The sequence below is a fragment of the Pseudomonas sp. C5pp genome, assembly GCF_000814065.1.
GTDB lineage: Bacteria > Pseudomonadota > Gammaproteobacteria > Pseudomonadales > Pseudomonadaceae > Aquipseudomonas > Aquipseudomonas asiatica.
In genome coordinates this window covers 63,015-84,833 of the sequence record NZ_JWLN01000011.1, presented here as the reverse complement: position 1 = coordinate 84,833, position 21,819 = coordinate 63,015, and the positions used below count along the sequence as shown (strand labels likewise).

Annotated in this window: 21 protein-coding genes; 11 read left to right on the top strand and 10 right to left on the bottom strand. The window is 63.6% G+C overall.

Annotation, left to right across the window (positions count from 1 at the left end):
- Nucleotides 1–28: 28 nt before the first annotated feature.
- The 5 genes from mrdA to RR51_RS11290 are packed head-to-tail and all read right to left on the bottom strand — an operon-like array spanning nucleotide 29 to nucleotide 4,808.
- Nucleotides 29–1,918: a penicillin-binding protein 2 gene (mrdA, locus tag RR51_RS11310; protein WP_015271942.1), complete on the bottom strand. Its 1,890-nt coding sequence runs from the start codon at nucleotides 1,916–1,918 to the stop codon at nucleotides 29–31.
- 16 nt (nucleotides 1,919–1,934) lie between these two features.
- A complete protein-coding gene (rlmH, locus tag RR51_RS11305; RefSeq protein ID WP_003249722.1) occupies nucleotides 1,935–2,402 on the bottom strand; it encodes a 23S rRNA (pseudouridine(1915)-N(3))-methyltransferase RlmH in 468 nt (155 codons plus the stop codon).
- 10 nt (nucleotides 2,403–2,412) lie between these two features.
- On the bottom strand, nucleotides 2,413–2,832 hold the full coding sequence (gene rsfS / locus RR51_RS11300) for a ribosome silencing factor (RefSeq protein ID WP_013974359.1): 420 nt from the start codon (nucleotides 2,830–2,832) through the stop codon (nucleotides 2,413–2,415).
- 43 nt (nucleotides 2,833–2,875) lie between these two features.
- Nucleotides 2,876–3,568 (bottom strand): nicotinate-nucleotide adenylyltransferase, encoded by a 693-nt coding sequence (nadD, locus tag RR51_RS11295; protein WP_052261051.1) that lies wholly within the window; start codon nucleotides 3,566–3,568, stop codon nucleotides 2,876–2,878.
- A complete protein-coding gene (locus tag RR51_RS11290; protein WP_003257568.1) occupies nucleotides 3,537–4,808 on the bottom strand; it encodes a glutamate-5-semialdehyde dehydrogenase in 1,272 nt (423 codons plus the stop codon). The genes nadD and RR51_RS11290 overlap by 32 nt, the downstream gene beginning before the upstream one ends.
- 330 nt (nucleotides 4,809–5,138) lie before the next feature.
- On the opposite strand from RR51_RS11290, the gene RR51_RS11285 reads away from it, so the two are divergent.
- Nucleotides 5,139–5,807 carry a DNA-3-methyladenine glycosylase gene (locus tag RR51_RS11285; protein ID WP_039613552.1) on the top strand — a complete coding sequence of 223 codons (669 nt, stop codon included), beginning with the start codon at nucleotides 5,139–5,141 and terminating at the stop codon, nucleotides 5,805–5,807.
- A 3-nt stretch (nucleotides 5,808–5,810) separates the two neighbouring features.
- Nucleotides 5,811–7,127 carry a bifunctional DedA family/phosphatase PAP2 family protein gene (locus RR51_RS11280; protein ID WP_039613551.1) on the top strand — a complete coding sequence of 439 codons (1,317 nt, stop codon included), beginning with the start codon at nucleotides 5,811–5,813 and terminating at the stop codon, nucleotides 7,125–7,127.
- Between the two features lie 111 nt (nucleotides 7,128–7,238).
- Here the strand turns inward: RR51_RS11280 and RR51_RS11275 are convergent, their stop codons facing one another.
- From RR51_RS11275 to RR51_RS11265, 3 genes are read right to left on the bottom strand one after another with little or no spacing between them, the layout of a single operon-like run.
- Entirely contained in the window at nucleotides 7,239–7,829 is a 591-nt protein-coding gene (locus tag RR51_RS11275; RefSeq protein ID WP_039613550.1) for an LON peptidase substrate-binding domain-containing protein, read from the bottom strand.
- Nucleotides 7,830–7,838: 9 nt separating this feature from the next.
- Entirely contained in the window at nucleotides 7,839–8,555 is a 717-nt protein-coding gene (locus RR51_RS11270; protein WP_013974365.1) for an LrgB family protein, read from the bottom strand.
- Nucleotides 8,552–8,914, bottom strand: coding sequence for a CidA/LrgA family protein (locus RR51_RS11265; RefSeq protein WP_003257558.1), 363 nt, complete (start codon nucleotides 8,912–8,914; stop codon nucleotides 8,552–8,554). Before RR51_RS11265 ends, RR51_RS11270 begins: the two co-directional genes overlap by 4 nt.
- A 143-nt stretch (nucleotides 8,915–9,057) precedes the next feature.
- Here RR51_RS11265 and RR51_RS11260 point away from each other — a divergent pair, with 143 nt between their 5' ends.
- The 9 genes from RR51_RS11260 to RR51_RS11220 all read left to right on the top strand — a co-directional run bounded on the left by RR51_RS11260 (nucleotide 9,058) and on the right by RR51_RS11220 (nucleotide 20,389).
- Nucleotides 9,058–9,513 carry a MaoC family dehydratase gene (locus tag RR51_RS11260; protein WP_039613549.1) on the top strand — a complete coding sequence of 152 codons (456 nt, stop codon included), beginning with the start codon at nucleotides 9,058–9,060 and terminating at the stop codon, nucleotides 9,511–9,513.
- A gap of 198 nt (nucleotides 9,514–9,711) precedes the next feature.
- A complete protein-coding gene (gene prmA / locus RR51_RS11255) occupies nucleotides 9,712–10,590 on the top strand; it encodes a 50S ribosomal protein L11 methyltransferase (RefSeq protein WP_039613548.1) in 879 nt (292 codons plus the stop codon).
- A gap of 42 nt (nucleotides 10,591–10,632) precedes the next feature.
- Entirely contained in the window at nucleotides 10,633–11,994 is a 1,362-nt protein-coding gene (locus RR51_RS11250) for a DUF3426 domain-containing protein (protein WP_039613547.1), read from the top strand.
- Between the two features lie 254 nt (nucleotides 11,995–12,248).
- The gene (dusB, locus tag RR51_RS11245) at nucleotides 12,249–13,262 is read left to right on the top strand and encodes a tRNA dihydrouridine synthase DusB (RefSeq protein WP_013974369.1); all 1,014 of its coding nucleotides are present in this window, start codon (nucleotides 12,249–12,251) and stop codon (nucleotides 13,260–13,262) included.
- Nucleotides 13,259–13,579: a DNA-binding transcriptional regulator Fis gene (gene fis / locus RR51_RS11240; protein WP_012274390.1), complete on the top strand. Its 321-nt coding sequence runs from the start codon at nucleotides 13,259–13,261 to the stop codon at nucleotides 13,577–13,579. Before dusB ends, fis begins: the two co-directional genes overlap by 4 nt.
- 81 nt (nucleotides 13,580–13,660) lie before the next feature.
- The gene (gene purH, locus RR51_RS11235; RefSeq protein WP_013974371.1) at nucleotides 13,661–15,268 is read left to right on the top strand and encodes a bifunctional phosphoribosylaminoimidazolecarboxamide formyltransferase/IMP cyclohydrolase; all 1,608 of its coding nucleotides are present in this window, start codon (nucleotides 13,661–13,663) and stop codon (nucleotides 15,266–15,268) included.
- Between the two features lie 135 nt (nucleotides 15,269–15,403).
- Nucleotides 15,404–16,699 carry a phosphoribosylamine--glycine ligase gene (gene purD / locus RR51_RS11230; RefSeq protein ID WP_013974372.1) on the top strand — a complete coding sequence of 432 codons (1,296 nt, stop codon included), beginning with the start codon at nucleotides 15,404–15,406 and terminating at the stop codon, nucleotides 16,697–16,699.
- A 144-nt stretch (nucleotides 16,700–16,843) separates the two neighbouring features.
- Nucleotides 16,844–19,615: a hybrid sensor histidine kinase/response regulator gene (locus RR51_RS11225; protein WP_039613546.1), complete on the top strand. Its 2,772-nt coding sequence runs from the start codon at nucleotides 16,844–16,846 to the stop codon at nucleotides 19,613–19,615.
- A gap of 177 nt (nucleotides 19,616–19,792) precedes the next feature.
- Nucleotides 19,793–20,389 carry a MarC family protein gene (locus RR51_RS11220; RefSeq protein WP_013974374.1) on the top strand — a complete coding sequence of 199 codons (597 nt, stop codon included), beginning with the start codon at nucleotides 19,793–19,795 and terminating at the stop codon, nucleotides 20,387–20,389.
- 7 nt (nucleotides 20,390–20,396) lie between these two features.
- Here the strand turns inward: RR51_RS11220 and RR51_RS11215 are convergent, their stop codons facing one another.
- Nucleotides 20,397–21,050 carry a hypothetical protein gene (locus RR51_RS11215; RefSeq protein ID WP_039613545.1) on the bottom strand — a complete coding sequence of 218 codons (654 nt, stop codon included), beginning with the start codon at nucleotides 21,048–21,050 and terminating at the stop codon, nucleotides 20,397–20,399.
- 59 nt (nucleotides 21,051–21,109) lie between these two features.
- Nucleotides 21,110–21,790 carry a hypothetical protein gene (locus tag RR51_RS11210; protein WP_023662437.1) on the bottom strand — a complete coding sequence of 227 codons (681 nt, stop codon included), beginning with the start codon at nucleotides 21,788–21,790 and terminating at the stop codon, nucleotides 21,110–21,112.
- Nucleotides 21,791–21,819 lie beyond the last annotated feature (29 nt).

Below are 21,819 nucleotides of genomic sequence, written 5' to 3'. Positions count from 1 at the left end.
CTGGAGAGCATGCGATCGAAATTGTTCATCACAGGGCTGATTCCTGGGTAACGGTGGCAGGCGCGAACTCGGGCTTGAGCCGGCCGTTTTCGTCGAGCAACCAGGCGTCCATCACCTGGCGCACCACTGGGGCGGCAACGCCCGAGCCGGACTCACCGTTCTCGACCATCACCGAAACCACGATCTTCGGGTCCTCGGCCGGGGCGAAGGCGACGAACAGGGCGTGGTCGCGGTGGCGCTCCTGAAGCTTGTTGCGGTCGTACTTCTCGCCCTGCTTGATTGCCACCACCTGGGCGGTACCACTCTTGCCGGCAATGCGGTACTGCGAGCCAATGGCCGCCTTGCGTGCGGTACCGCGGGCGTTGTGCATCACCTGCTCCATGCCATGGGTGACCTTGGCCCAGTCGGACTTGTCACGCAGCACGATGTTTTCCATGGGGTTGTCGTCCACCGGCGGCTGGCCTTCGATGGTCTTGGCCAGGTGCGGGCGGTTCCACACGCCCTTGTTGGCGATCAGCGCAGTGGCCTGGGCCAGTTGCAGCGGCGTGGCCTGCATGTAGCCCTGACCGATGCCGAGGATCAGGGTTTCGCCGGGGAACCAGGCCTGGCGGCGGGTGGCGCGCTTCCATTCACGCGATGGCATCAGCCCGGCGGATTCCTCGAACATGTCGAGGGAAACCCGCTGGCCGATGCCGAACTTGTTCATGTAGCTGGACAGCCGATCGATGCCCATCTTGTGGGCAAGGTCGTAGAAGTAGGTGTCGTTGGAGCGCATGATCGCGGTGTCCAGGTCGACCCAGCCATCGCCCGAGCGGTTCCAGTTACGGTATTTGTGGTCGTAGTTGGGCAACTGGTAGTAGCCCGGGTCGAACACCCGGCTGCCGGCATTGACCACGCCGCTGTCCAGGCCGGCGATGGCCACCGCCGGCTTGATGGTCGAACCTGGCGGGTACAGGCCGCGCAGCACGCGGTTGAACAGCGGTCGGTCGATCGAGTCGCGCAGTTCGGCATAGGCTTTGAAGCCGATGCCGGTGACGAACAGGTTGGGGTCGAAGCTGGGCTGACTGACCATCGCCAGCACCTCGCCGGTACGCGGGTCGAGCGCCACCACCGCACCACGCCGGCCACCCAGGGCAGCCTCGGCGGCCTCCTGCAGCTTGATGTCCAGGCTCAGCACGATGTCCTTGCCCGGTTTCGGGTCGGTGCGCTTGAGCACCCGCAGCACGCGGCCGCGGGCGTTGGTCTCGACTTCCTCGTAGCCCACCTGGCCATGCAGGTCGGCTTCGTAGAAGCGCTCGATGCCGGTCTTGCCGATGTGGTGGGTGCCGCTGTAGTTCACCGGGTCGAGGGTTTTCAGCTCTTTCTCGTTGATCCGCCCCACATACCCCACCGAATGGGCGAAATGCGCGCCCTGCGGGTAATGGCGCACCAACTGGGCTACCACTTCCACGCCCGGCAGGCGGAACTGGTTCACCGCCACACGGGCGATCTGCTCTTCGTTGAGTTCGAACAGGATCGGCACCGGCTCGAACGGCCGGCGGCCCTGGCGCATGCGCTTCTCGAACAGGGCGCGGTCGTCGGGCGTCAACTCCAGCACTTCGACGATGGTATCCAGCACTTCCTGCCAGTTACCCGCACGTTCGCGGGTCATCGACAGGCTGAAGCTGGGCCGGTTGTCGGCGACGATCACCCCGTTTCGGTCGAAGATCAACCCGCGGGTCGGCGGGATCGGCTGCACATGCACCCGGTTGTTCTCCGACAGCGTCGAGTGATAGTCGTGCTGGATGACCTGCAGGTAGTACAGACGCGCAATCAGCACGCAGATAAGCAGCATGATCGCGACTGCGCCGACCACGACGCGGTTGCGCACCAGGCGGGCGTCTTTCTCGTGGTCCTTGAGACGGATCGGCTGCGACATCGGACTGCTTACAGGCTCATTTATGGTAAGGATGCCCGGACAGCACGGTCCAGGCGCGGTAAATCTGCTCGCCGATGAGTATCCTTACCAATGGGTGCGGCAAGGTCAGCGGCGACAGCGACCAACGTTGCTCGGCGCGCGCACAGACCTCGGGCGCCAGGCCTTCCGGGCCGCCCACCATCAAATTCACCGTGCGCGCATCCAGGCGCCAGCGGTCCAGCTCGGTCGCCAGCTGCTCGGTACTCCAGGGCTTGCCATGGACCTCGAGGGTGACGATGCGTTCCCCTGGCTGAACCTTGCTCAGCATGGCTTCGCCCTCCTGACGGATCAGGCGGGCGACGTCGGCATTCTTGCCACGGGTGTTCAGCGGGATTTCCACCAGCTCCAGCGACAGCTCGGCGGGCAGGCGCTTGGCATATTCATGCCAGCCTTCCTCGACCCACTTCGGCATGCGCGAGCCAACCGCGATCAGGCGCAGACGCACAGCGCTTTCCTTATTCCCGGTCCTTGAGCTTGTCGGAGTACTCGTGGGCATGGTCCGGGCTGTGGTGCTTGCCATCGGCAGCACGGCTTTGCTCGGCACCCTGCCACAGGCGCTCCAGGTCGTAGAACTGGCGGGCAGCGGCGGTCATCATGTGCACGATGACGTCGTTCAGGTCCAGCAGGACCCAGTCGCTGTCGCCCTTGCCTTCTTCACCCAGTGGCTGGGCACCCTTGGCCTTGACCGCTTCGCGGACCTTTTCCAGCATCGCGTTGATCTGGCGGTTGGAGGTACCGGTGGCAATGATCATGTAGTCGGTCAGGCTGTGCTTTTCGCGCACGTCGATGACCTGGATGTCCTGGGCCTTGACGTCTTCCAGCGCTGCCTTGGTCAGGGCGACCAGTTCTTCGCCGTGGATTTTCTGCTTGGTCATATAAAACTCGTTCAACTCGTTGGATGAGGCGCCAGAGGCACCGTCAGTTAGGTGCACGATACAGTTCGTGCGCCTCGATGTAGGCCAGTACGGCGTCCGGCACCAGGAACCTCACCGATTTGCCGCTGGCCAGCAGCTGTCGGATCTGTGTAGCCGACACCGCAAGCGGCGTCTGCCAGACGAACGAAATGTTTCCCGCCGGGCCGGACAAGGCGGTGGGATCGCTCTCCGAGCGCGCAGCCAGCAGGTTGCGCAGCTCGTCAGGGGGTTCTACGTCGGCATCCGGGCGTTGCAGCACCAGGATGTGACAGTGTTGCAGCAATTCTTCCCAGCGGTGCCAGCCGGGCAGGCCACAGAAGGCATCCCAGCCCAGCACCAGGAACAACTGGTCGTCAGCGGCCAGTTCGGCGCGGATCGATTCCAGCGTGTCGATGGTGTACGACGGTTTGTCGCGCGCCAGTTCGCGGGCATCCACGCTCAGGCAGGGCACGCCCTGTACAGCGCCTTGCACCATGGCCAGGCGGTCCTGCGCGGCCACCTGCGGGGTGTCGCGGTGCGGCGGCCGGGCGTTGGGCAGCAGGCGCAGCTCGTCCAGCCCCATGAACTCGGCCACTTCCAGCGCGCTGCGCAGGTGGCCGATGTGCACGGGGTCGAAGGTGCCGCCAAGAATGCCGATACGCCGGACTGCCTGGGCCTTGCTCAACTCAGCAGGACTCCTGGCCGCGCAGCTGGCCATCACCGATCACCACGTACTTCTCGCAGGTCAGGCCTTCCAGGCCGACCGGGCCACGGGCATGCAGCTTGTCGGTGGAAATGCCGATTTCCGCACCCAGGCCGTACTCGAAGCCGTCGGCGAAGCAGGTCGGGGTATTGAGCATGACCGACGCCGAGTCGACCTCGGCCATGAACTGGCGGGCTTCACCCTGGTGTTCGCTGATGATCGAGTCGGTATGGTGCGAGCCATAGTGGTTGATGTGCTCGATGGCCTGGTCCAGCCCATCGACCACGCGAATCGACAGGATTGCGTCCAGGTATTCGGTGTGCCAGTCGGCCTCGGTGGCGGGCTTGGCGTCGATGATCGCCCGGGTGCGCTCGCAGCCACGCAGCTCGACGCCCTTCTCCTGGAAGCGACTGGCCATTTCCGGCAGGAAGCGCTCGGCCACCTGCTGGTCGACCAGCAGCGTTTCCATGGCACCACAGATGCCATAGCGGTAAGTCTTGGCGTTGAACGCCACGCGCCAGGCCTTGTCCAGGTCGGCGTGCTGGCTGACATAGACGTGGCAGATACCGTCCAGGTGCTTGATCACTGGCACGCGGGCATCGCGGCTGATGCGTTCGATCAGGCCACGGCCACCGCGCGGCACGATGACGTCGACGAATTCCGGCATGCTGATCAGCGCGCCCACGGCTTCGCGGTCGGTAGTCTCGACCACCTGCACCACGGCTGCCGGCAGGCCGGCGGCGGCGAGGCCACGCTGGATGCAGGTGGCGATGGCGCGGTTGGAGTGGATGGCTTCGGAGCCGCCACGCAGGATGGTCGCGTTACCCGACTTCAGGCACAGGCTGGCAGCATCGATGGTCACGTTTGGGCGCGATTCGTAGATGATCCCGATCACCCCCAGCGGCGTGCGCATCTTGCCGACCTGGATACCGGATGGGCGGTAGCTCATGTCGCGGATGGCACCGACCGGATCCGGCAGGCCAGCCACCTGGCGAAGGCCGGTGATCATGCCGTCGATACGCGCCGGGGTCAGCGCCAGGCGGTCGAGCAGCGCGGGCTCCAGGCCGTTGGCACGGCCGGCGGCCAGGTCCAGCTCGTTGGCTGCGGTCAGCTCGGCACGAGCGGCGTCCAGTGCGTCGGCGGCAGCTTGCAGGGCGCGGTTCTTCTGCGCGGTGCTGGCACGGCCGATCACCCGGGAAGCCTCACGGGCAGCGCGACCCAGGCGGGTCATATAGTCAAGAACGGACTCAGTCATGGGTTCGGTGTCTTGGCGAAGGGGAAATCGGCTGATTATAACTGGCGCGCAGGTGTACGCCCAGCGGCGGGTGGCGGATGGTAGAAAATGGCTGGGGGCATTGTGTAGGAAAGATGTAACCGGGGTTATCGAAATTTCTATCTCCTGTCAGGGCCTTTTCGCGGGTAAACCCGCTCCCACAGGGATTGCACAAGGCCTGGGACCTCCGAGGTACCTGTGGGAGCGGGCGAGCCCGCGAAAGGGCCGGCACTGCCAACATCCCACTCGATTCAGCCTCGATTAAGCTATTCATTGCTATCATCCCCGCCGTCCCAGCCACGAACCGCCCGCATGCCAGCCTTGCCCGACAGCTTTTTCGATCGCGACGCCCAGACCCTGGCCAAGGCCCTGCTGGGCAAAGTCATCCGCCATCGCCACGGCGACCTGTGGCTGGCCGCGCGCATCATCGAGACCGAGGCCTACTACCTCACCGACAAAGGTAGCCACGCCTCGCTCGGCTACACCGAAAAGCGCAAGGCGCTGTTCCTCGATGGCGGGCACATCTATATGTACTACGCGCGCGGCGGCGACTCGCTGAACTTCAGCGCCCACGGGCCAGGCAACGCGGTGCTCATCAAGTCGGCCTATCCTTGGCAGGACACCCGCTCGGGGCCGAACAGCCTGGCACAGATGCAACTGAACAACCCCGATGCGAGCGGCAACCTCCGCCCGCCCGAGCGCCTGTGCGCCGGCCAGACCTTGCTGTGCCGCGCCCTGGGCCTGAAGGTGCCGCACTGGGACGCCCAGCGTTTTGACGCCGAGCGCCTGTACGTGGAGGATTGCGGCAACATCGTGCCACGGGTGATCCAGGCCGCCCGCCTGGGCATCCCGCATGGCCGCGACGAGCACCTGCCCTACCGTTTCGTCGATGCCGAATACGCCCGTTTCTGCACGCGGAACCCGTTACGTCGCGGCCAAGTCGAAGGCCGCGACTTCTTCATTCTGGAACAAGGAAGCTGAACCATGGGCCAATGGCTCGACAGCCTGACTGGCTGGCTCAGCGCCAACCCGCAGTGGCTTGGCCTGGCGATATTCCTGGTGGCCTGCATCGAGTGCCTGGCCATTGCCGGCATCATCGTGCCAGGCACCGTGCTGCTGTTCGCGGTCGCGGTACTGGCCGGCAGCGGCGCCTTCAGCCTGGGCGAAACGCTGCTGCTGGGCTTTCTCGGTGGCCTGGTGGGCGATGCGTTGTCGTACACGGTGGGCAAGTACTTCCACCAGAACATTCGCAGGCTGCCCCTGCTGCGCCACCATCCGGAATGGATCGGCAGCGCCGAGACCTACTTCCAGCGCTACGGCATCGCCAGCCTGCTGGTAGGGCGCTTCATCGGGCCGCTGCGGCCTATGCTGCCAATGGTCGCCGGCATGTTCGACATGCCGCTGCCGCGGTTCATCGCCGTCAGCCTGGTGGCCGGTGCTGGCTGGGCGGTGGCCTACCTGCTGCCCGGCTGGGCTACCGGCGCAGCCATGCGCCTGCCCTTGCCGGAAGGCTTCTGGCTGGATGCCGGGATCATCGCCGGCACCCTGGCAGTCATCATCGGGCTGAGCCTGAACACCAGCATTCGTGATCAACGCCACGGTACCCGGCTGATCGCCGGCATGAGTTTCCTGGCCTTGGCCGGGGTCTTCCTCGGCTGGCCCTACCTGCACGAGTTCGATCAGGGCGTGATGACACTGGTGCAGGAGCACCGCAGCCAGGCCATCGATGGCGCCGTGGTGCTGGTGACCCGGCTGGGCGATTTCCGCACCCAGTTATTCCTCGGCGGGCTGCTGACGGGCCTGCTGCTGCTTGCCAGGCAGTGGCGGCATGCCATGTTCGCTGCGGGCGCACTGATGGGTACGGCGTTTGCCAACGGCACGCTGAAGTGGCTGTTCGCCCGGGCCCGCCCGGAAGTGCTGAGCGACCCGCTGACCAGCTACAGCATGCCCAGTGGGCACAGTTCGGCGTCGTTTGCGTTCTTCCTGGTAATGGCAGTGCTGGCCGGTCGCGGTCAGCCGCCGCGGATGCGCCTGACCTGGGTGATGCTGGGCTGCATTCCGGCGCTGGCGATTGCCCTGTCACGGGTGTACCTCGGGGCGCACTGGCCGACCGACATCCTCGCCGGGGCCTTGCTGGCGTGCTGTGTGTGCGCGCTCAGCCTGGCACTGGCGCAGCGTCACCAGACCCTCCCGGCCTTGCCGCTGCGGGTGTGGTGGCTGGTTTTGCCGGCGTGTGTCGCGTTGCTGGCGTTCTTTGCCATGCATGCGCTGCCGCAGGCTTTGCTGCGATATCAATATTGATGTCGCCTGTACCGGCCTCTTCGCAGCACAAGGCTGCTCCTACAGGGCTCTCGTCAGCCTGCAGGAGCAGCCTTGTGCTGCGAAGAGGCCGGCACTGGCAACACATCACTATCAGGCAAACAACTCACCCTGAATCCGCTCCAGCAGCTTCTGGATTTCCCCCAACCGCTCCTGTGGCGAGTCGAGGGTCAGCAGATCCAGCTTGTCCTCTTCCATGAAGGGCAGCAGGTAAGCCAACTGGTTGGCCAACGTCTGCCGCCCGTCCACAGGCCGCGGCATGTCCAGGGCTTCGACCATCGGGTGTTCACCCAGGGCCACCAGCAGCGCCAGCAGGTCTTCGTCCGCCTCGAGCAACGGGCTGTCCGCCTGCTCCGGCAGCCATTGCACCTGCCCCACCAGCAACTGGTCCTTCTGCACCTCGGTGCTTTCCAGGTTGAAGCGCCGCACGCCTTCGACGCGGATACCCAGCAAGCCGTTATCCTGCTGCACGAAGTCACGGATCACCGCCTCGCAGCCGATCGAGGCGACCACCGGCGGCGCCTTGCCGACCTGCTCGCCTTCGAGGATGCACACCACACCAAAACCTTCGCCCCGCTTCATGCAGCGCCCGATCATGTCCAGATAGCGTGCCTCGAAAATCTGCAAATCGAGGAAACAACCAGGAAACAGCACGGTATTGAGAGGAAACAGCGGTAGCGTCATCACAAGTCCTCAAGCCACCAGGCTGACCGCCAGCGGCAGGAACACCGCCGTGGCCACCCCCATCAGGCTCATCGCCAGCGCGGCAAAGGCGCCGCATTCGTCACTTTCCTGCAGGGCCACCGAAGTGCCCACTGCGTGCGCGGTCACGCCCAAAGACATGCCACGGGCCTCGGGGCTATGCACGCCAAAACGGCTCAGCAACGCCGGGCCGAAGATTGCCCCGATAACCCCGGTAATCAGCACGAACACCGCCGCCAAGGCAGCCACGCCGCCAATCTGCTCAGCCACCAGCATGGCGATCGGCGAAGTGACCGACTTCGGCGCCATGGTCATCAGGATCATGTGCTCGGCACCGAACCACCAGCCCAGCAACAGGCAGCACAGCGTGGCGAACAGGCCTCCGACTACCAGCGTAGTAAATGTGGGCCAGAACAGCTGTCGGATACGCCGCAGGTTGAGGTAGAGCGGCACAGCCAGGGCTACGGTGGCAGGCCCCAGCAGGATGTTCATGATTTCGGTGCTCTTGCGATATTCGCTGTAGTCGATGCCACACACCAGCAACACGCCGATCACCAGCAGCATCGAGACCAGTACCGGCTGCAGGAAGATCCAGCGGGTCTTCTCGTAGGCCGCCAGCACCACCTGGTAGGCACCAAGCGTGATGCCGATACCGAACAAGGGATGATGAACGACCGCATCCAGTGCGCCTTGCCAGTCGAGCATCATGGCTGCTCCTCGCTCCGGCCCTGACGGTGGATGAGCTTTTGCATCAACACGCCGACGAACACCAGGGTCACCAGGCAGGAGATCAGCAAGGCACCGGCAATGGCCCAGAAGTCGGCGGCGATATCCCTGGCATACACCATCACCCCCACCGCTGGTGGCACCAGCAACAGCGGCAGGTAACGCAGCAGGCTGCTGGCGGCCTCGTTCAGCGGCTTGCCCACCTCACCACGGGCCATGAGGAAGAACAAAAGCAGCAACAGGCCGATGATCGGCCCCGGCAGAAACGGCACCAACAGATGGTTGATTGCCGTCCCCAGCAGCTGGAATAGCACCAGCCAGGTCAAACCACGCAACAGCATAAGCATCTCCCTCGGGCATGGCCGCCATTATAAGCATGTGCCGTCATATACCGATATTCGTCGAAAAACGTGCAACTTGACTGAAACGGTTCGCCGTGCTGATCTTGCACTTTCGTACCAACTGACAACCCGGAGAGTCCGCGATGCCCCATGTACCGGTTACAGAGCTTTCGCAGTACGTTGGTAAGGAACTGGGCCGCTCGGCCTGGCTGAAGATCGACCAGCAACGCATCAACCTGTTCGCCGAAGCCACGGGCGATTTCCAGTTCATCCATGTTGACCCGGAAAAGGCGGCAAAAACCCCGTTCGGCTGCACCATCGCCCACGGTTTCCTGACATTGTCGCTGATTCCCAAGCTGATCGAGGACATCCTGGTTCTGCCGGAAGGGCTGAAGATGGTGGTGAACTATGGGCTGGACAGCGTGCGGTTCATCCAGCCGGTCAAGGTCGACAGCCAGGTACGGCTGAAGGTGGACCTGGCCGAGGTGACGGAAAAGAGACCGGGGCAATGGCTGCTAAAGGCGATTGCCACGCTGGAGATCGACGGTGAAGAGAAGCCTGCTTATATAGCTGAGTCGCTTTCCCTCTGTTTTGTCTGATGCATTCCGGGGGGCGCTTCGCGCCCTATTCGCAGCACAAGGCTGCTCCTACATGGGTATGTGATCTGTTGTAGGAGCAGCCTTGTGCTGCGAATGGGCTCACAGCAGCCCAGATCCACAAATCCCCCGCACTCGCGTAAACTGCCAGCCTTCGCGCAGCCTAGGGCTGCCCCTGTCGATTTACCAAAGGTGCCCGCCATGCCCTGGCTGCAAGTACGCCTGGCCATCAGCCCGGAACAAGCCGAAACCTACGAAGATGCCCTGCTCGAAGTGGGTGCCGTCTCGGTCACGTTCATGGACGCCGAGGATCAACCGATCTTCGAGCCAGACCTCAACACCACTCCGCTGTGGTCGCACACCCACCTGCTGGCCCTGTTCGAGGCCGATGCCGACCCTGAGCAGGTATTCGCCCACCTGCGCCTGCTGACCGGCGCCGAGCTGCCCGAGCACCAGGCCGAGGTGATCGAGGACCAGGACTGGGAACGCAGCTGGATGGACAACTTCCAGCCGATGCGCTTCGGCCGCCGCCTGTGGATCGTGCCCAGCTGGCACGAGGCCCCGGAACAGGACGCGGTGAACCTGCTGCTCGACCCGGGCCTGGCGTTCGGCACCGGCACCCACCCGACCACCGCCCTGTGCCTGGAATGGCTCGACGGCCAGCAACTCGAAGGCACCCAAGTACTGGACTTCGGCTGCGGCTCGGGCATTCTGGCCATCGCCGCGCTGCTGCTGGGCGCCCGTGAGGCGGTCGGTACCGACATCGACGTGCAGGCCATCGAGGCTTCGCGCGACAACGCCCAGCGCAACGGCATCGCCGATGAGAAGCTGGCGCTGTACCTGCCCGAGCACATGCCGGCCATGCAGGCCGACGTGCTGGTCGCCAACATCCTCGCCGGCCCACTGGTGTCGCTGGCACCGCAGCTGTCCGGCCTGGTCCGCCAAGGTGGCCTGCTGGCGCTGTCGGGCATCCTCGCCGAGCAAGGTGAGGAAGTGGCCGCAGCCTATGCCGCCGACTTCGAACTGGACCCGATCGTCGTGCGCGACGGCTGGGTGCGCATCAGTGGTCGCCGCCGTTAAGCGGGCCTAGAATACTTTTCTGCACAGCTCCCGGATTGCCGCATGACCGACAGTTTCGTCACCCAGTGCCCGCATTGCCAGACCAGCTTTCGCGTCACCCACCACCAGTTGAGCGTGGCCCGCGGTGTAGTGCGCTGTGGCCACTGCCTGCAGGTGTTCAACGCCGCCAAGCAGCTGCTGGAGCAGAACCGCGCCGGCGGAGCCAGCGCACCTGCGGTGCCGGCACCGATGCCTGCCGCCCCTGCCGAGCCGCTGGCCGAACCGGTGATCGCACCCGAGCCTGTCGCAAGGGAATCCGGCACCACCCCGGACGAGGACTGGGCGCTCACCAGCCAGGCGCTGGACGCGCTCGACCTCGACATGGAACTGGAGCGCCTGGAGCGCCGCGGCCAACCGGCCTCGGCTCGCCCGGCAAGCCAGGATGACGGCCTGCAGGCGCGGCGTGACGAACTGCACCCGGACGAACATGCCGACGACCTGTTCGGTACGGCAACCGATGAGCCGTTCGAGCCGCAACAGGCGGTAGAACCCACGCCCGTGCTGCGGGAGCCGGAGCCCCTGGAGCTGGATCTGGAACCCGCCCCTGGCGAGCGTACCGAGCCGACGTTAGGTGGCAAACTGGACCTGGACATCGACGACGAGCCACCGGTACACCGCGCCGCCGAAATCGATGACCACCCCAAATTCAACGAACCGCTGCGGGCCAGCGATGATGAGGCCCCTGTACGGGGCCTGAGCGCCCGGGACGACGAGCCGCTGGAGCTGCGCCTGTCAGCGCGCGACGACGAACCTGTCGAGCCGCTTCCCGACGAACGCCTGGAACCAGGCCTTGCCGGCAAAGCCGAGCGCCCGGCGCGCAAGGAGCCGCTGGTAGATGTGGTCGACGACCCACTGCAACTGGGCTGGGAACAGCCCGCGCCCAACTGGGGCAAGCGCTTGTTGTGGGGTTTCCTGACACTGCTGGCCGCTGGCTTGCTTGCGTTCCAGTATGTCTGGTTCCATTTCGACGAAATGGCCCGCCAGGACCAGTACCGGCCGCTCTTCCAGCAAGTCTGCCCGCTGGTCGGCTGCGAAGTGCCGACCCGCGTCGATATCGCTCGAATCAAGAGCAGCAACCTGGTAGTACGCAGCCACCCGGACTTCAAGGGCGCACTGATCGTCGATGCGATCATCTACAACCGCGCGCCGTTCGCCCAGCCGTTCCCGCTGCTGGAGCTGCGCTTCGCCGACCTCAATGGCCAGCTGATCGCCAGCCGTCGCTTCAAGCCCAGCGAATACCTGTCCGGCGAACTGGCCGGGCGCGGCGAAATGCCAAGCCAGACCCCGATCCATATCGCCCTGGACATCCTCGACCCAGGGCCGAAGGCCGTTAATTACAGCCTGAGCTTCCGTTCGCCGGAATAACCAGCAGCCCTGTGGGAGCGGGCGCGCCCGCGAACACGGGCGAAGCCCGTGCCATCCATTGCGCCGCCTGCTTCGCGGGCAGACCCGCTCCCACAGGGGCCGCGCAAGGTCTTGGATCCTCACCCATACCAAAAGTCATAAGCCGACAACTGTTCAGATTTTATCCAAATCCATCTTTATCCGGTCACCGAGAGCGGGTATCATGCCAACCCTTTTTCGAACTCCAAGATTCGGCCCCACAACAGGGATCACCTATGTCGGCGGTACGCATCGGCCCATACACACTACGTAACAACCTGATCCTCGCGCCCATGGCCGGGGTCACGGACCAGCCTTTCCGTACACTTTGCCAGCGCCTGGGCGCCGGCATGGTGGTGTCGGAAATGGTCTCCAGTGACATGAGCCTGTGGAACAGCCGCAAGTCGAGCCTGCGCCGCATCCATGAAGGTGATCCCGAGCCACGCTCGGTACAGATCGCCGGTGGTGATGCGCAGATGATGGCAGCGGCGGCAAAGGCCAACGTCGATGCAGGCGCCCAGATCATTGATATCAACATGGGCTGTCCGGCAAAAAAAGTCTGCAACAAAGCCGCAGGCTCTGCTTTATTGAGAGATGAAGCCTTGGTCAGCGAGATTCTCCACGCCGTGGTCGGCGCCGTGGACGTCCCGGTGACCCTGAAGATCCGCACCGGCTGGGACCGGGCGAACAAGAACGGCCTGAACGTGGCGAAGATTGCCGAGCAGGCCGGCATCCAGGCGCTGGCGGTGCATGGCCGCACACGCGCCGACCTGTACACCGGCGAAGCCGAATACGACACCATCGCTGCCATCAAGCAGGCGGTGTCGATCCCGGTTTTTGCCAACGGCGATATCACCTCGCCAGAAAAGGCCCGGGCGGTGCTGGACGCCACCGGGGTCGATGGCCTGTTGATCGGCCGGGCCGCCCAGGGGCGGCCATGGATCTTTCGCGAGATCGAGCATTACCTGCGCACTGGCGAACACCTGCCAGCGCCGCAGCTGGAGGAAGTGGAACGCATCCTGCTGGAGCACCTGGCCGCGCTGCATGCCTTCTATGGCGATGTGATGGGCGTACGTATTGCCCGCAAGCACGTTGGCTGGTACCTGGCAACACGACCCGGCGGCAAGGAGTTTCGCTCCCGGTTCAACGCTTTGGAAGACACACAAGCGCAGTGCGCCAACGTTCGCGCGTTTTTCAGCGAACGTCGACAGAGCCTTGAGACAGAGGACGGACAAGGGGTGGCCGCATGACGATGATGACCGAGACATTTGTGAGTGGAACAACGCCCGTGAGCGACAACGCCAACCTGAAACAGCACCTCAACACGCCGAGCGAAGAGGGCCAGACCCTTCGCGACAGCGTCGAGAAGGCGCTGCACAACTACTTCGCCCACCTGGAAGGCGCGACCGTGACGGACGTGTACAACCTGGTGCTCTCCGAAGTCGAGGCGCCCCTGCTCGAAAGCGTGATGAACTACGTGAAGGGCAACCAGACCAAGGCCAGCGAGATGCTCGGGCTGAACCGAGGCACCCTGCGCAAGAAGCTCAAGCAGTACGACTTGTTGTAAGCCAGAATCCCAACCAGAAAAGGCGGCTCCCTGAACAGAGGCGCCTTTTTTGCTGACTCCACCGCGTTATTGGAACCCGAAATGACCGACCAGACTACCCGCCTGCCAGTCCGCCGCGCCCTGATCAGCGTCTCCGACAAGACCGGTATCCTCGAATTTGCCCGTGAGCTGCAGCAGCTCGGTGTCGAGATCCTGTCCACCGGCGGCACCTACAAGCTGCTCAAGGACAACGGCGTCAATGCGGTGGAAGTGGCCGACTACACCGGCTTCGCCGAAATGATGGATGGCCGGGTCAAGACCCTGCACCCGAAAATCCACGGTGGCATCCTCGGCCGTCGCGGCACCGACGACGCCATCATGAACGAGCACGGCATCAAGCCGATCGACCTGGTAGCAGTCAACCTGTACCCGTTCGAAGCCACCATCTCCAAGCCTGGCTGTGACCTGCCGACCGCCATCGAGAACATCGATATCGGCGGCCCGACCATGGTCCGCTCGGCTGCCAAGAACCACAAGGACGTGGCCATCGTGGTCAACGCCAGCGATTACGCCGGCATCATCGAAGGCCTCAAGGCCGGTGGCCTGACCTACGCCCAGCGCTTCGACCTGATGCTCAAGGCGTTCGAGCACACTGCTGCCTACGACGGCATGATCGCCAACTACATGGGCACCATCGACCAGGCCAAAGAAACCCTGAGCACTGAAGGCCGCAGCGAGTTCCCGCGCACCTTCAACAGCCAGTTCGTCAAGGCCCAGGAAATGCGTTACGGCGAAAACCCGCACCAGAGCGCGGCGTTCTACGTAGAAGCGAAGAAAGGCGAAGCCAGCGTTTCCACCGCCGTCCAGCTGCAGGGCAAGGAACTGTCGTTCAACAACGTGGCCGACACCGATGCCGCGCTGGAGTGCGTGAAGAGCTTCGTCAAGCCGGCCTGCGTCATCGTCAAGCACGCCAACCCGTGCGGCGTGGCCGTTGTACCTGAAGACGAAGGCGGCATCCGCAAGGCCTACGACCTGGCCTATGCCACCGACACCGAGTCGGCGTTCGGCGGCATCATCGCCTTCAACCGCGAACTGGACGGCGAAACCGCCAAGGCCATCGTCGACCGCCAGTTCGTCGAAGTGATCATCGCCCCGAAAATTTCCCAGGCTGCCCGCGAAGTGGTTGCCGCCAAGCAGAACGTACGCCTGCTGGAGTGCGGCGAGTGGCCAGCCGAGCGCGCTGCCGGTTGGGACTTCAAGCGCGTCAACGGTGGCCTGCTGGTGCAGAGCCGCGATATCGGCATGATCACTGCCGATGACCTGAAGATCGTCACCAAGCGTGCACCAACCGAGCAAGAGATCAACGACCTGGTGTTCGCCTGGAAAGTGGCCAAGTTCGTCAAGTCCAACGCCATTGTCTACGCCAAGCAGCGCCAGACCATCGGCGTCGGCGCCGGCCAGATGAGCCGCGTCAACTCCGCGCGCATTGCTGCAATCAAGGCCGAGCATGCCGGCCTGCAGGTGCAGGGTGCAGTCATGGCGTCGGATGCGTTCTTCCCGTTCCGTGATGGCATCGACAATGCGGCTAAAGTGGGTATCAGCGCCGTGATCCAGCCAGGTGGTTCGATGCGTGATGCCGAGGTGATTGCTGCCGCTGACGAAGCCGGCATCGCCATGGTCTTCACCGGTATGCGCCACTTCCGCCACTAATCAAGATGGCCGGCCGATCCTAGGCCGCTGTGGGAGCGGGTTCACCCGCGAATGCGATGTTGGATTCACCGCCGCATTCGCGGGTGAACCCGCTCCCACAGGGTACGAGGATTGCCGCCAAACAGAGGTTTTGACATGAAAGTTTTGATCATCGGCAGCGGCGGCCGTGAGCACGCCCTGGCCTGGAAAGTCGCCCAGGACCCACGCGTGGAGAAAGTCTTCGTTGCCCCGGGCAACGCCGGCACCGCCATTGAAGCCAAGTGCGAGAACGTCGCCATCGACGTGTGCGCCCTGGAGCAACTGGCTGACTTCGCCGAGAAAAACGTCGACCTGACCATCGTCGGTCCGGAAGCACCGCTGGTCATCGGCGTGGTCGACCTGTTCCGCAGCCGCGGCCTGGACTGCTTCGGTCCGACCAAGGGCGCGGCCCAGCTGGAAGGCTCCAAGGCCTTCACCAAGGACTTCCTGGCGCGTCACAAGATCCCGACCGCCGACTACCAGAACTTCACCGAAATCGAGCCGGCGCTGGCCTACCTGCAGGAAAAAGGCGCGCCGATCGTGATCAAGGCCGACGGCCTGGCCGCGGGCAAGGGCGTGATCGTCGCCATGACCCTGGAAGAAGCCGAAGCCGCCGTGCGTGACATGCTGGCCGGCAACGCCTTCGGCGATGCGGGCTCCCGCGTGGTGATCGAGGAGTTCCTCGACGGCGAGGAAGCCAGCTTCATCGTCATGGTCGACGGCCAGAACGTGCTGCCCATGGCCACCAGCCAGGACCACAAGCGTGTCGGCGACCAGGACACCGGCCCGAACACCGGCGGCATGGGTGCCTACTCCCCTGCCCCGGTAGTCACCGCCGAAGTTCACCAGCGCGTGATGGACCAGGTGATCTGGCCGACCGTGCGCGGCATGGCCGAGGAAGGCAACGTCTACACCGGCTTCCTCTACGCCGGCCTGATGATCGACAAGGCGGGCAACCCCAAGGTCATCGAGTTCAACTGCCGCTTCGGCGACCCAGAAACCCAGCCGGTCATGCTGCGCCTGGAGTCGAGCCTGGTACTGCTGGTAGAGGCCGCCTTCGCCAAGGCGCTGGACAAGGTAGAAGCACAGTGGGATCCGCGCCCGAGCCTGGGCGTGGTACTGGCTGCCGGCGGCTACCCGGGCGACTACGCCAAGGGTGACGTGATCAATGGCCTGGACGCTGCTGCGAAGATCGAAGGCAAGGTGTTCCATGCCGGTACCGCACTCAAGGATGGCAAGGTGACTACCAACGGCGGGCGCGTGCTGTGCGCCACCGCCATGGGCAGCACCGTTGCCGACGCGCAGCAGCAGGCTTACCGCCTGGCCAAGGAAATCAGCTGGAACGGCAGTTTCTACCGCACCGATATCGGCTACCGGGCCATCGCCCGCGAACGCGGTGAGCACCAGCAGTAAGTTGTACCGGACGTCCGCAGCGCGCCCCAGCACCTTGCGCCTGCGGCATCCGGCTCGTCGACAGGGCCCCAAGGGGCCTTGCCTTCGACTTGGCGCGCCGCGCATAGTTAATACCCGGCACCTAGGCTAAGAAGGGATTTCGTAGTGCGTCGGCTTCGGATTGCCTCAGCTCTGATCGTCAGCTTGCTGACCTTGCTCTGCATGTTCCCGGCGGCGGCCGAACATGACGGAGGCTGGGCCGTTATGCTCGACGAACAGGCCAACCTGCAACTGAGCGACGTGCGCTCCGAACGTTACCGCAACCAGTTCAGCCCGCTGGTACTTGCCGACCTGGATGCCGCTCCTGCGGAACAGGCCCTGTGGCTGCACTACCGCCTGGAGCCCGGCGAGCAGGAAAAACTGCTGCGGGTTTTCGCCCCAGACCTTTCTGGCCTGGACCTCTACGCCCTCGAGGGCGACAAGCTTCTGCGTCAGCTGCACCACGGGCGCCAGGCAGGCAATGCCAGCCCGACCCTGCGTGGCAGCGACCATGTACTACCCCTGCCCAACAGCAAGCAACCCCTGGATATCTACCTGCGCCTGGTTTCCGAGCACCAGTTGCGCCCGGCCATCAGCCTGGAGCCTGCGGCCGTGGCAGCCTCCGACCAGCGCCAGCCACTGCTGTTCGGCATGCTGTTCGGCGGCTTGGTGATGCTGATCATGCACAACCTGATCCGTTTCCTCTACAGCCGCTCCAGCACCACCCTGATCCTGGCGCTGTACCACGGCCTGATGCTGCTCAGCGGCCTGATCCTGCTGAACCTCAGCGGCCCCTGGTGGCACGTTTGGCATAGCGCGCAAACACCCGCCGCATACCTGACGCTGGTCCTGGCCGGCCTGGCGGGGCTGGGTTTCACCCAGCATTTCTTCTCGCCATGCAACTCGCCACGGCTAAACCGTCTGCTGCAGGGCGAGATGCTGCTGGTCGGGGTGAGCGGGTTGGTGCTGCTGTTCGTCGACACCCTGCCCCTCAACCTGATGACCTACGCCCTGATGGCCCTGGGCAGCGTGAGCATGCTGCTGGTCAGCAGCTACCATTGGTACAAGGGCTATGCGCCCGCACGTCTGTTCAGTCTGGCCATGGTGGTGTTCAACCTCGGTGGCCTGGTGCTGCTGCCAGCGCTACTGGGCTTGACCCGTACCTCGACGCCCTGGCTGCTGTGCATCCTGCTGGGCCTGACCGTGGCCAGCGGCCTGCTTCTCAACCTGGCCGTCAGTGAACGCCTGCGGCGCATTAGCGAGGAGCGCTTCAGCGCCAGCCGCGCACTGGCCGCCAGCGATGCCGAAATCAACGCCAAGGCCGAGTTCCTGGCCAAGATCAGCCACGAAATCCGTACCCCCATGAACGGTGTGCTGGGCATGACCGAGCTGCTTCTGGGCACGCCGCTGTCGGTCAAGCAACGCGACTACGTGCAGACCATTCACAGCGCCGGCAACGAACTGCTGACGCTGATCAACGAGATTCTCGACATTTCCAAGCTGGAATCCCGGCAGATCGAACTCGATGACGTGCAGTTCGACCTCAACGCGTTGATCGAGGATTGCCTGAACATCTTCCGCGCCAAGGCCGAACAGCAGAACATCGAACTGATCAGCTTCACCCAACCGCAGGTACCACGGGTGATCAGCGGCGACCCGACGCGCCTGCGCCAGGCCTTGTCGAGCCTGCTGGAGAATGCCCTGAAAAACACCGACCAGGGCGAGATCCTGCTGGTAGTGGCGCTGGACCAGCGCGGCGAGGTACCGCGCCTGCGCATCGCCGTGCAGGACAGCGGCGAACCGTTGCCGGCCGCTGACCGCGAAGCCTTGCTGCAGGCCGAGTTGCACAGCCACCACTTCCTGTCCAGCAACAAGCTGGGCGGCCACCTGGGGCTGGTCATCGCCAAGCAGCTGATCGGGCTGATGCAGGGCGAGTTCGGCATCAAGAGCAGCACCGGCATGGGCAATACCCTGTGGCTGACCCTGCCGCTGGACCCTTCGCGCCTGGAACAGCCACCGGCCGACCTCGACAGCCCGCTGCGTGATGCTCGCGTACTGGTGGTGGACGACAACGACACCTGCCGCAAGGTGCTGGTACAGCAGTGCAGCGCCTGGGGCATGAACGTCAGCGCGGTCCCGTCGGGCAAGGAAGCACTGGCCCTGCTGCGCACCAAGGCCCACCTGCGCGACTACTTCGATGCCGTGCTGCTGGACCAGAACATGCCAGGCATGACCGGCATGCAGCTGGCCGCCAAGATCAAGGAAGACCCGAGCCTGAACCACGACATCCTGGTGGTGATGCTCACCGGCATCAGCAACGCGCCGAGCAAGGTAATTGCGCGCAACGCCGGGGTCAAGCGGATCCTCGCCAAGCCGGTGGCCGGCTACACGCTGAAAACCACCCTGGCCGAAGAACTGGCCCAGCGCGGCCGCGAGCAAGCCGTACCAGCCAGTTTGCCCGGCATCCCCCAGGCACTGGACCTGCCCGGCGATTTCCGCGTGCTGGTCGCCGAGGACAACAGCATCTCGACCAAGGTGATCCGCGGCATGCTTGGCAAGCTCAACCTCGAGCCCGACACCGCCAGCAATGGTGAAGAGGCCTTGCAGGCGATGAAGGCGCAGCGCTATGACCTGGTGCTGATGGACTGCGAAATGCCGATACTTGACGGTTTCTCGGCCACCCAGCAGCTGCGCGCCTGGGAAACCGCCAACCAGCGCCAGCGCACCCCGGTGGTGGCGCTGACCGCGCACATACTTGCCGAACACAAGGAACGCGCCCGCCTGGCGGGCATGGACGGGCACATGGCCAAACCGGTGGAACTGTCGCAGTTGCGAGAGCTGATCCAGTACTGGGCCAATCACCGGGAAGCCAAGGTGGATCCGGTGCATAGTTCCTGATCTGAGGCGCCTGTGCCGGCCTTTTCGCGGGTGAACCCGCTCCCACAGGTACTGCATAAGGCCTGAAGGCAATGCTATCCCTGTGGGAGCGGGTTCACCCGCGAAAAGGCCGGTACAGGCTATCAATAGAATCTGCTGATAAACTCTGCCCAGCCATAACTGCCTGGACTAGCCCCCATGCTCCATGAGTTGTTCAGCGTCTACCTGAAAATGCTCGTGCTCTACAGCCCGTTCTTCGTGCTGTCGTGCTTCATCAGCCTGACCCGCGGCCATTCCAGCAAGGAGCGCAAGCAGCTGGCATGGAAGGTGGCCATCGCCGCACTCATCGCCAGTGTCTTGCTGTACCTGTTCGGTCGGGCGATCTTCGGCATCTTCGGCATCACCGCCGACGCCTTCCGCATCGGCGCTGGCAGTGTGCTGTTCATTTCGGCACTGGGCATGGCCCAAGGCAAGTCTGCGGTACAGGCCGACAACGTGCAGCAGGATGTCACCATCGTGCCGCTGACCATCCCGCTCACCGTCGGCCCGGGCACCATCGGTGCACTGCTGGTAATGGGCGTCGGCCACCCGCACTGGGACGACAAGCTGTTGGCCATCATCAGCATCGCCCTGGCCAGCTTCACCGTCGGCCTGGTGCTGTACCTGTCACACCGTATCGAGCGCATCCTCGGCGACCAGGGGCTGCAGATCGTCAGCCGGCTGATGGGGCTGTTCGTCTGCGCCCTGGCTGCGCAAATCATCTTTACCGGTATCAAAGGCTACCTGGCGCCATAGCCATTGCCTAATGCAGGTCGAACCGATACTCCCCTTGTGCATCCTTGGTTTTCATCAATGCCTCCAGCTCATCTCGCTGGTATTGGAAACGCCCGTTATCCAGCTGCAAGGAAACGCCATTGAACCCGGCTTCACCCTCCAACGCCTTTTCGACCAGCAGCATGTCCTGGGGTATGCCGGCGATCGGTGCGTCGAATTGGAAGGTGATACTGCAAAGATCGAGGGTCGGGCCCGGCTTGAGCAAGCCAAGCTCGATCACCAGTTGCGAACCCTGCGTGCTGAACTTCAGTTGGTGACGAAAACCTTCGATCGATCGGCCCAGGCCACTTCTTACTGCAGCCAGCACAGCCTCATGACGGATCGAGCGCATCTTCAGCCACGCCTCGAGTGGCTGTATCTGCGCGCTGGGCGCGGGCTGCCCCAGCTGTTTCAAGTCATGCGTACTGGCCAGCTTGATCCAGCCCAGTTGCCGGTATGCCTCGCGATAGGCGTCATACCATGCTTCATAGTTGTCAAAGCGTGACCCCGCATTCCTGTTGGCCACCAACTGGGCGTAAAGGATGGAGTCGAAAGCAGCCTGGCGTTGAATCTGGCCAGCGTCCGCGCGATACAGTAATGCAGTCCCGCCAATCAACATCAGTTGTTCAGCTGTTCTGTCCATTGCATTGCCTCGTCACAAAGAGCCGAACAAGGCGGCGTTGCAACAACGCCGCCCTGCAATCAGAAGTCGTACTGGAGAACGTTCTCGACGCTGCGCACGCCGAGTTTGTTTTCCACGGTTTCGCGGACCTTGTCGTAGACGAAAGTGTTGAGGGTGAGCACAGCCATGCCGGCGTAGTACTCGGTCTTTTCCAGCTTCCACTGGATACCCAGGATGTCATCCTCCAGTTTGGGGGCAGAGGCCTGGATGCAGCTCACCACCATGACCACATCGTTGTTGTCGGTTTCGACGCAGGCGGCCATCCCGACCATGCCCCTGACCTTGTTCTTGCGCTTGTGATCGACCACCTTGACGTCATTTTCGACGGTGGTGAGTTTGTCGAAAGCCGCCTTGGCCAGCACACCCAACTTGGTACCACCCAGCACTGCATTGCCGACCGCACCGATCGCCCGTATAGCGACAGCGCCCACGGTGACAGACAACTCGGCAGAGGTTTCCAGCTCGAAGGTGCGACGAGGGATGGTAAAGCCAAGATCACGCATGACATCGATGAACCGGTCGTACCACTCCCTGCTCTGTTTTTCGGCATCGAAGGACTTGTCAGCCACCAAGGTGGCAAAGTGGAAGGCGTTCTTTACGTCATGACGGCTTTGCGAAGACATGCCTGCGCCGCAGGCCAGCAGGTTGCCTTCGACCAGGATGGCTGTGTCGGTCGCAGTGACTTGTGTTTCTGTGGACATGTGGAAACTCCTAGATGGTTGCCCCCCGA

Excerpts from the sequence above, each read along its gene's own strand:
- mrdA (WP_015271942.1), bottom strand. The coding sequence starts at position 1,918 with ATGTCGCAGCCGATCCGTCTCAAGGACCACGAGAAAGACGCCCGCCTG.
- rsfS (WP_013974359.1), bottom strand. The coding sequence starts at position 2,832 with ATGACCAAGCAGAAAATCCACGGCGAAGAACTGGTCGCCCTGACCAAG.
- nadD (WP_052261051.1), bottom strand. The coding sequence starts at position 3,568 with ATGGCCAGCTGCGCGGCCAGGAGTCCTGCTGAGTTGAGCAAGGCCCAG.
- RR51_RS11290 (WP_003257568.1), bottom strand. The coding sequence starts at position 4,808 with ATGACTGAGTCCGTTCTTGACTATATGACCCGCCTGGGTCGCGCTGCC.
- RR51_RS11285 (WP_039613552.1), top strand. The coding sequence starts at position 5,139 with ATGCCAGCCTTGCCCGACAGCTTTTTCGATCGCGACGCCCAGACCCTG.
- RR51_RS11280 (WP_039613551.1), top strand. The coding sequence starts at position 5,811 with ATGGGCCAATGGCTCGACAGCCTGACTGGCTGGCTCAGCGCCAACCCG.
- RR51_RS11275 (WP_039613550.1), bottom strand. The coding sequence starts at position 7,829 with ATGACGCTACCGCTGTTTCCTCTCAATACCGTGCTGTTTCCTGGTTGT.
- RR51_RS11270 (WP_013974365.1), bottom strand. The coding sequence starts at position 8,555 with ATGATGCTCGACTGGCAAGGCGCACTGGATGCGGTCGTTCATCATCCC.
- RR51_RS11265 (WP_003257558.1), bottom strand. The coding sequence starts at position 8,914 with ATGCTGTTGCGTGGTTTGACCTGGCTGGTGCTATTCCAGCTGCTGGGG.
- RR51_RS11260 (WP_039613549.1), top strand. The coding sequence starts at position 9,058 with ATGCCCCATGTACCGGTTACAGAGCTTTCGCAGTACGTTGGTAAGGAA.
- prmA (WP_039613548.1), top strand. The coding sequence starts at position 9,712 with ATGCCCTGGCTGCAAGTACGCCTGGCCATCAGCCCGGAACAAGCCGAA.
- RR51_RS11250 (WP_039613547.1), top strand. The coding sequence starts at position 10,633 with ATGACCGACAGTTTCGTCACCCAGTGCCCGCATTGCCAGACCAGCTTT.
- dusB (WP_013974369.1), top strand. The coding sequence starts at position 12,249 with ATGTCGGCGGTACGCATCGGCCCATACACACTACGTAACAACCTGATC.
- fis (WP_012274390.1), top strand. The coding sequence starts at position 13,259 with ATGACGATGATGACCGAGACATTTGTGAGTGGAACAACGCCCGTGAGC.
- purH (WP_013974371.1), top strand. The coding sequence starts at position 13,661 with ATGACCGACCAGACTACCCGCCTGCCAGTCCGCCGCGCCCTGATCAGC.
- purD (WP_013974372.1), top strand. The coding sequence starts at position 15,404 with ATGAAAGTTTTGATCATCGGCAGCGGCGGCCGTGAGCACGCCCTGGCC.
- RR51_RS11220 (WP_013974374.1), top strand. The coding sequence starts at position 19,793 with ATGCTCCATGAGTTGTTCAGCGTCTACCTGAAAATGCTCGTGCTCTAC.
- RR51_RS11215 (WP_039613545.1), bottom strand. The coding sequence starts at position 21,050 with ATGGACAGAACAGCTGAACAACTGATGTTGATTGGCGGGACTGCATTA.
- RR51_RS11210 (WP_023662437.1), bottom strand. The coding sequence starts at position 21,790 with ATGTCCACAGAAACACAAGTCACTGCGACCGACACAGCCATCCTGGTC.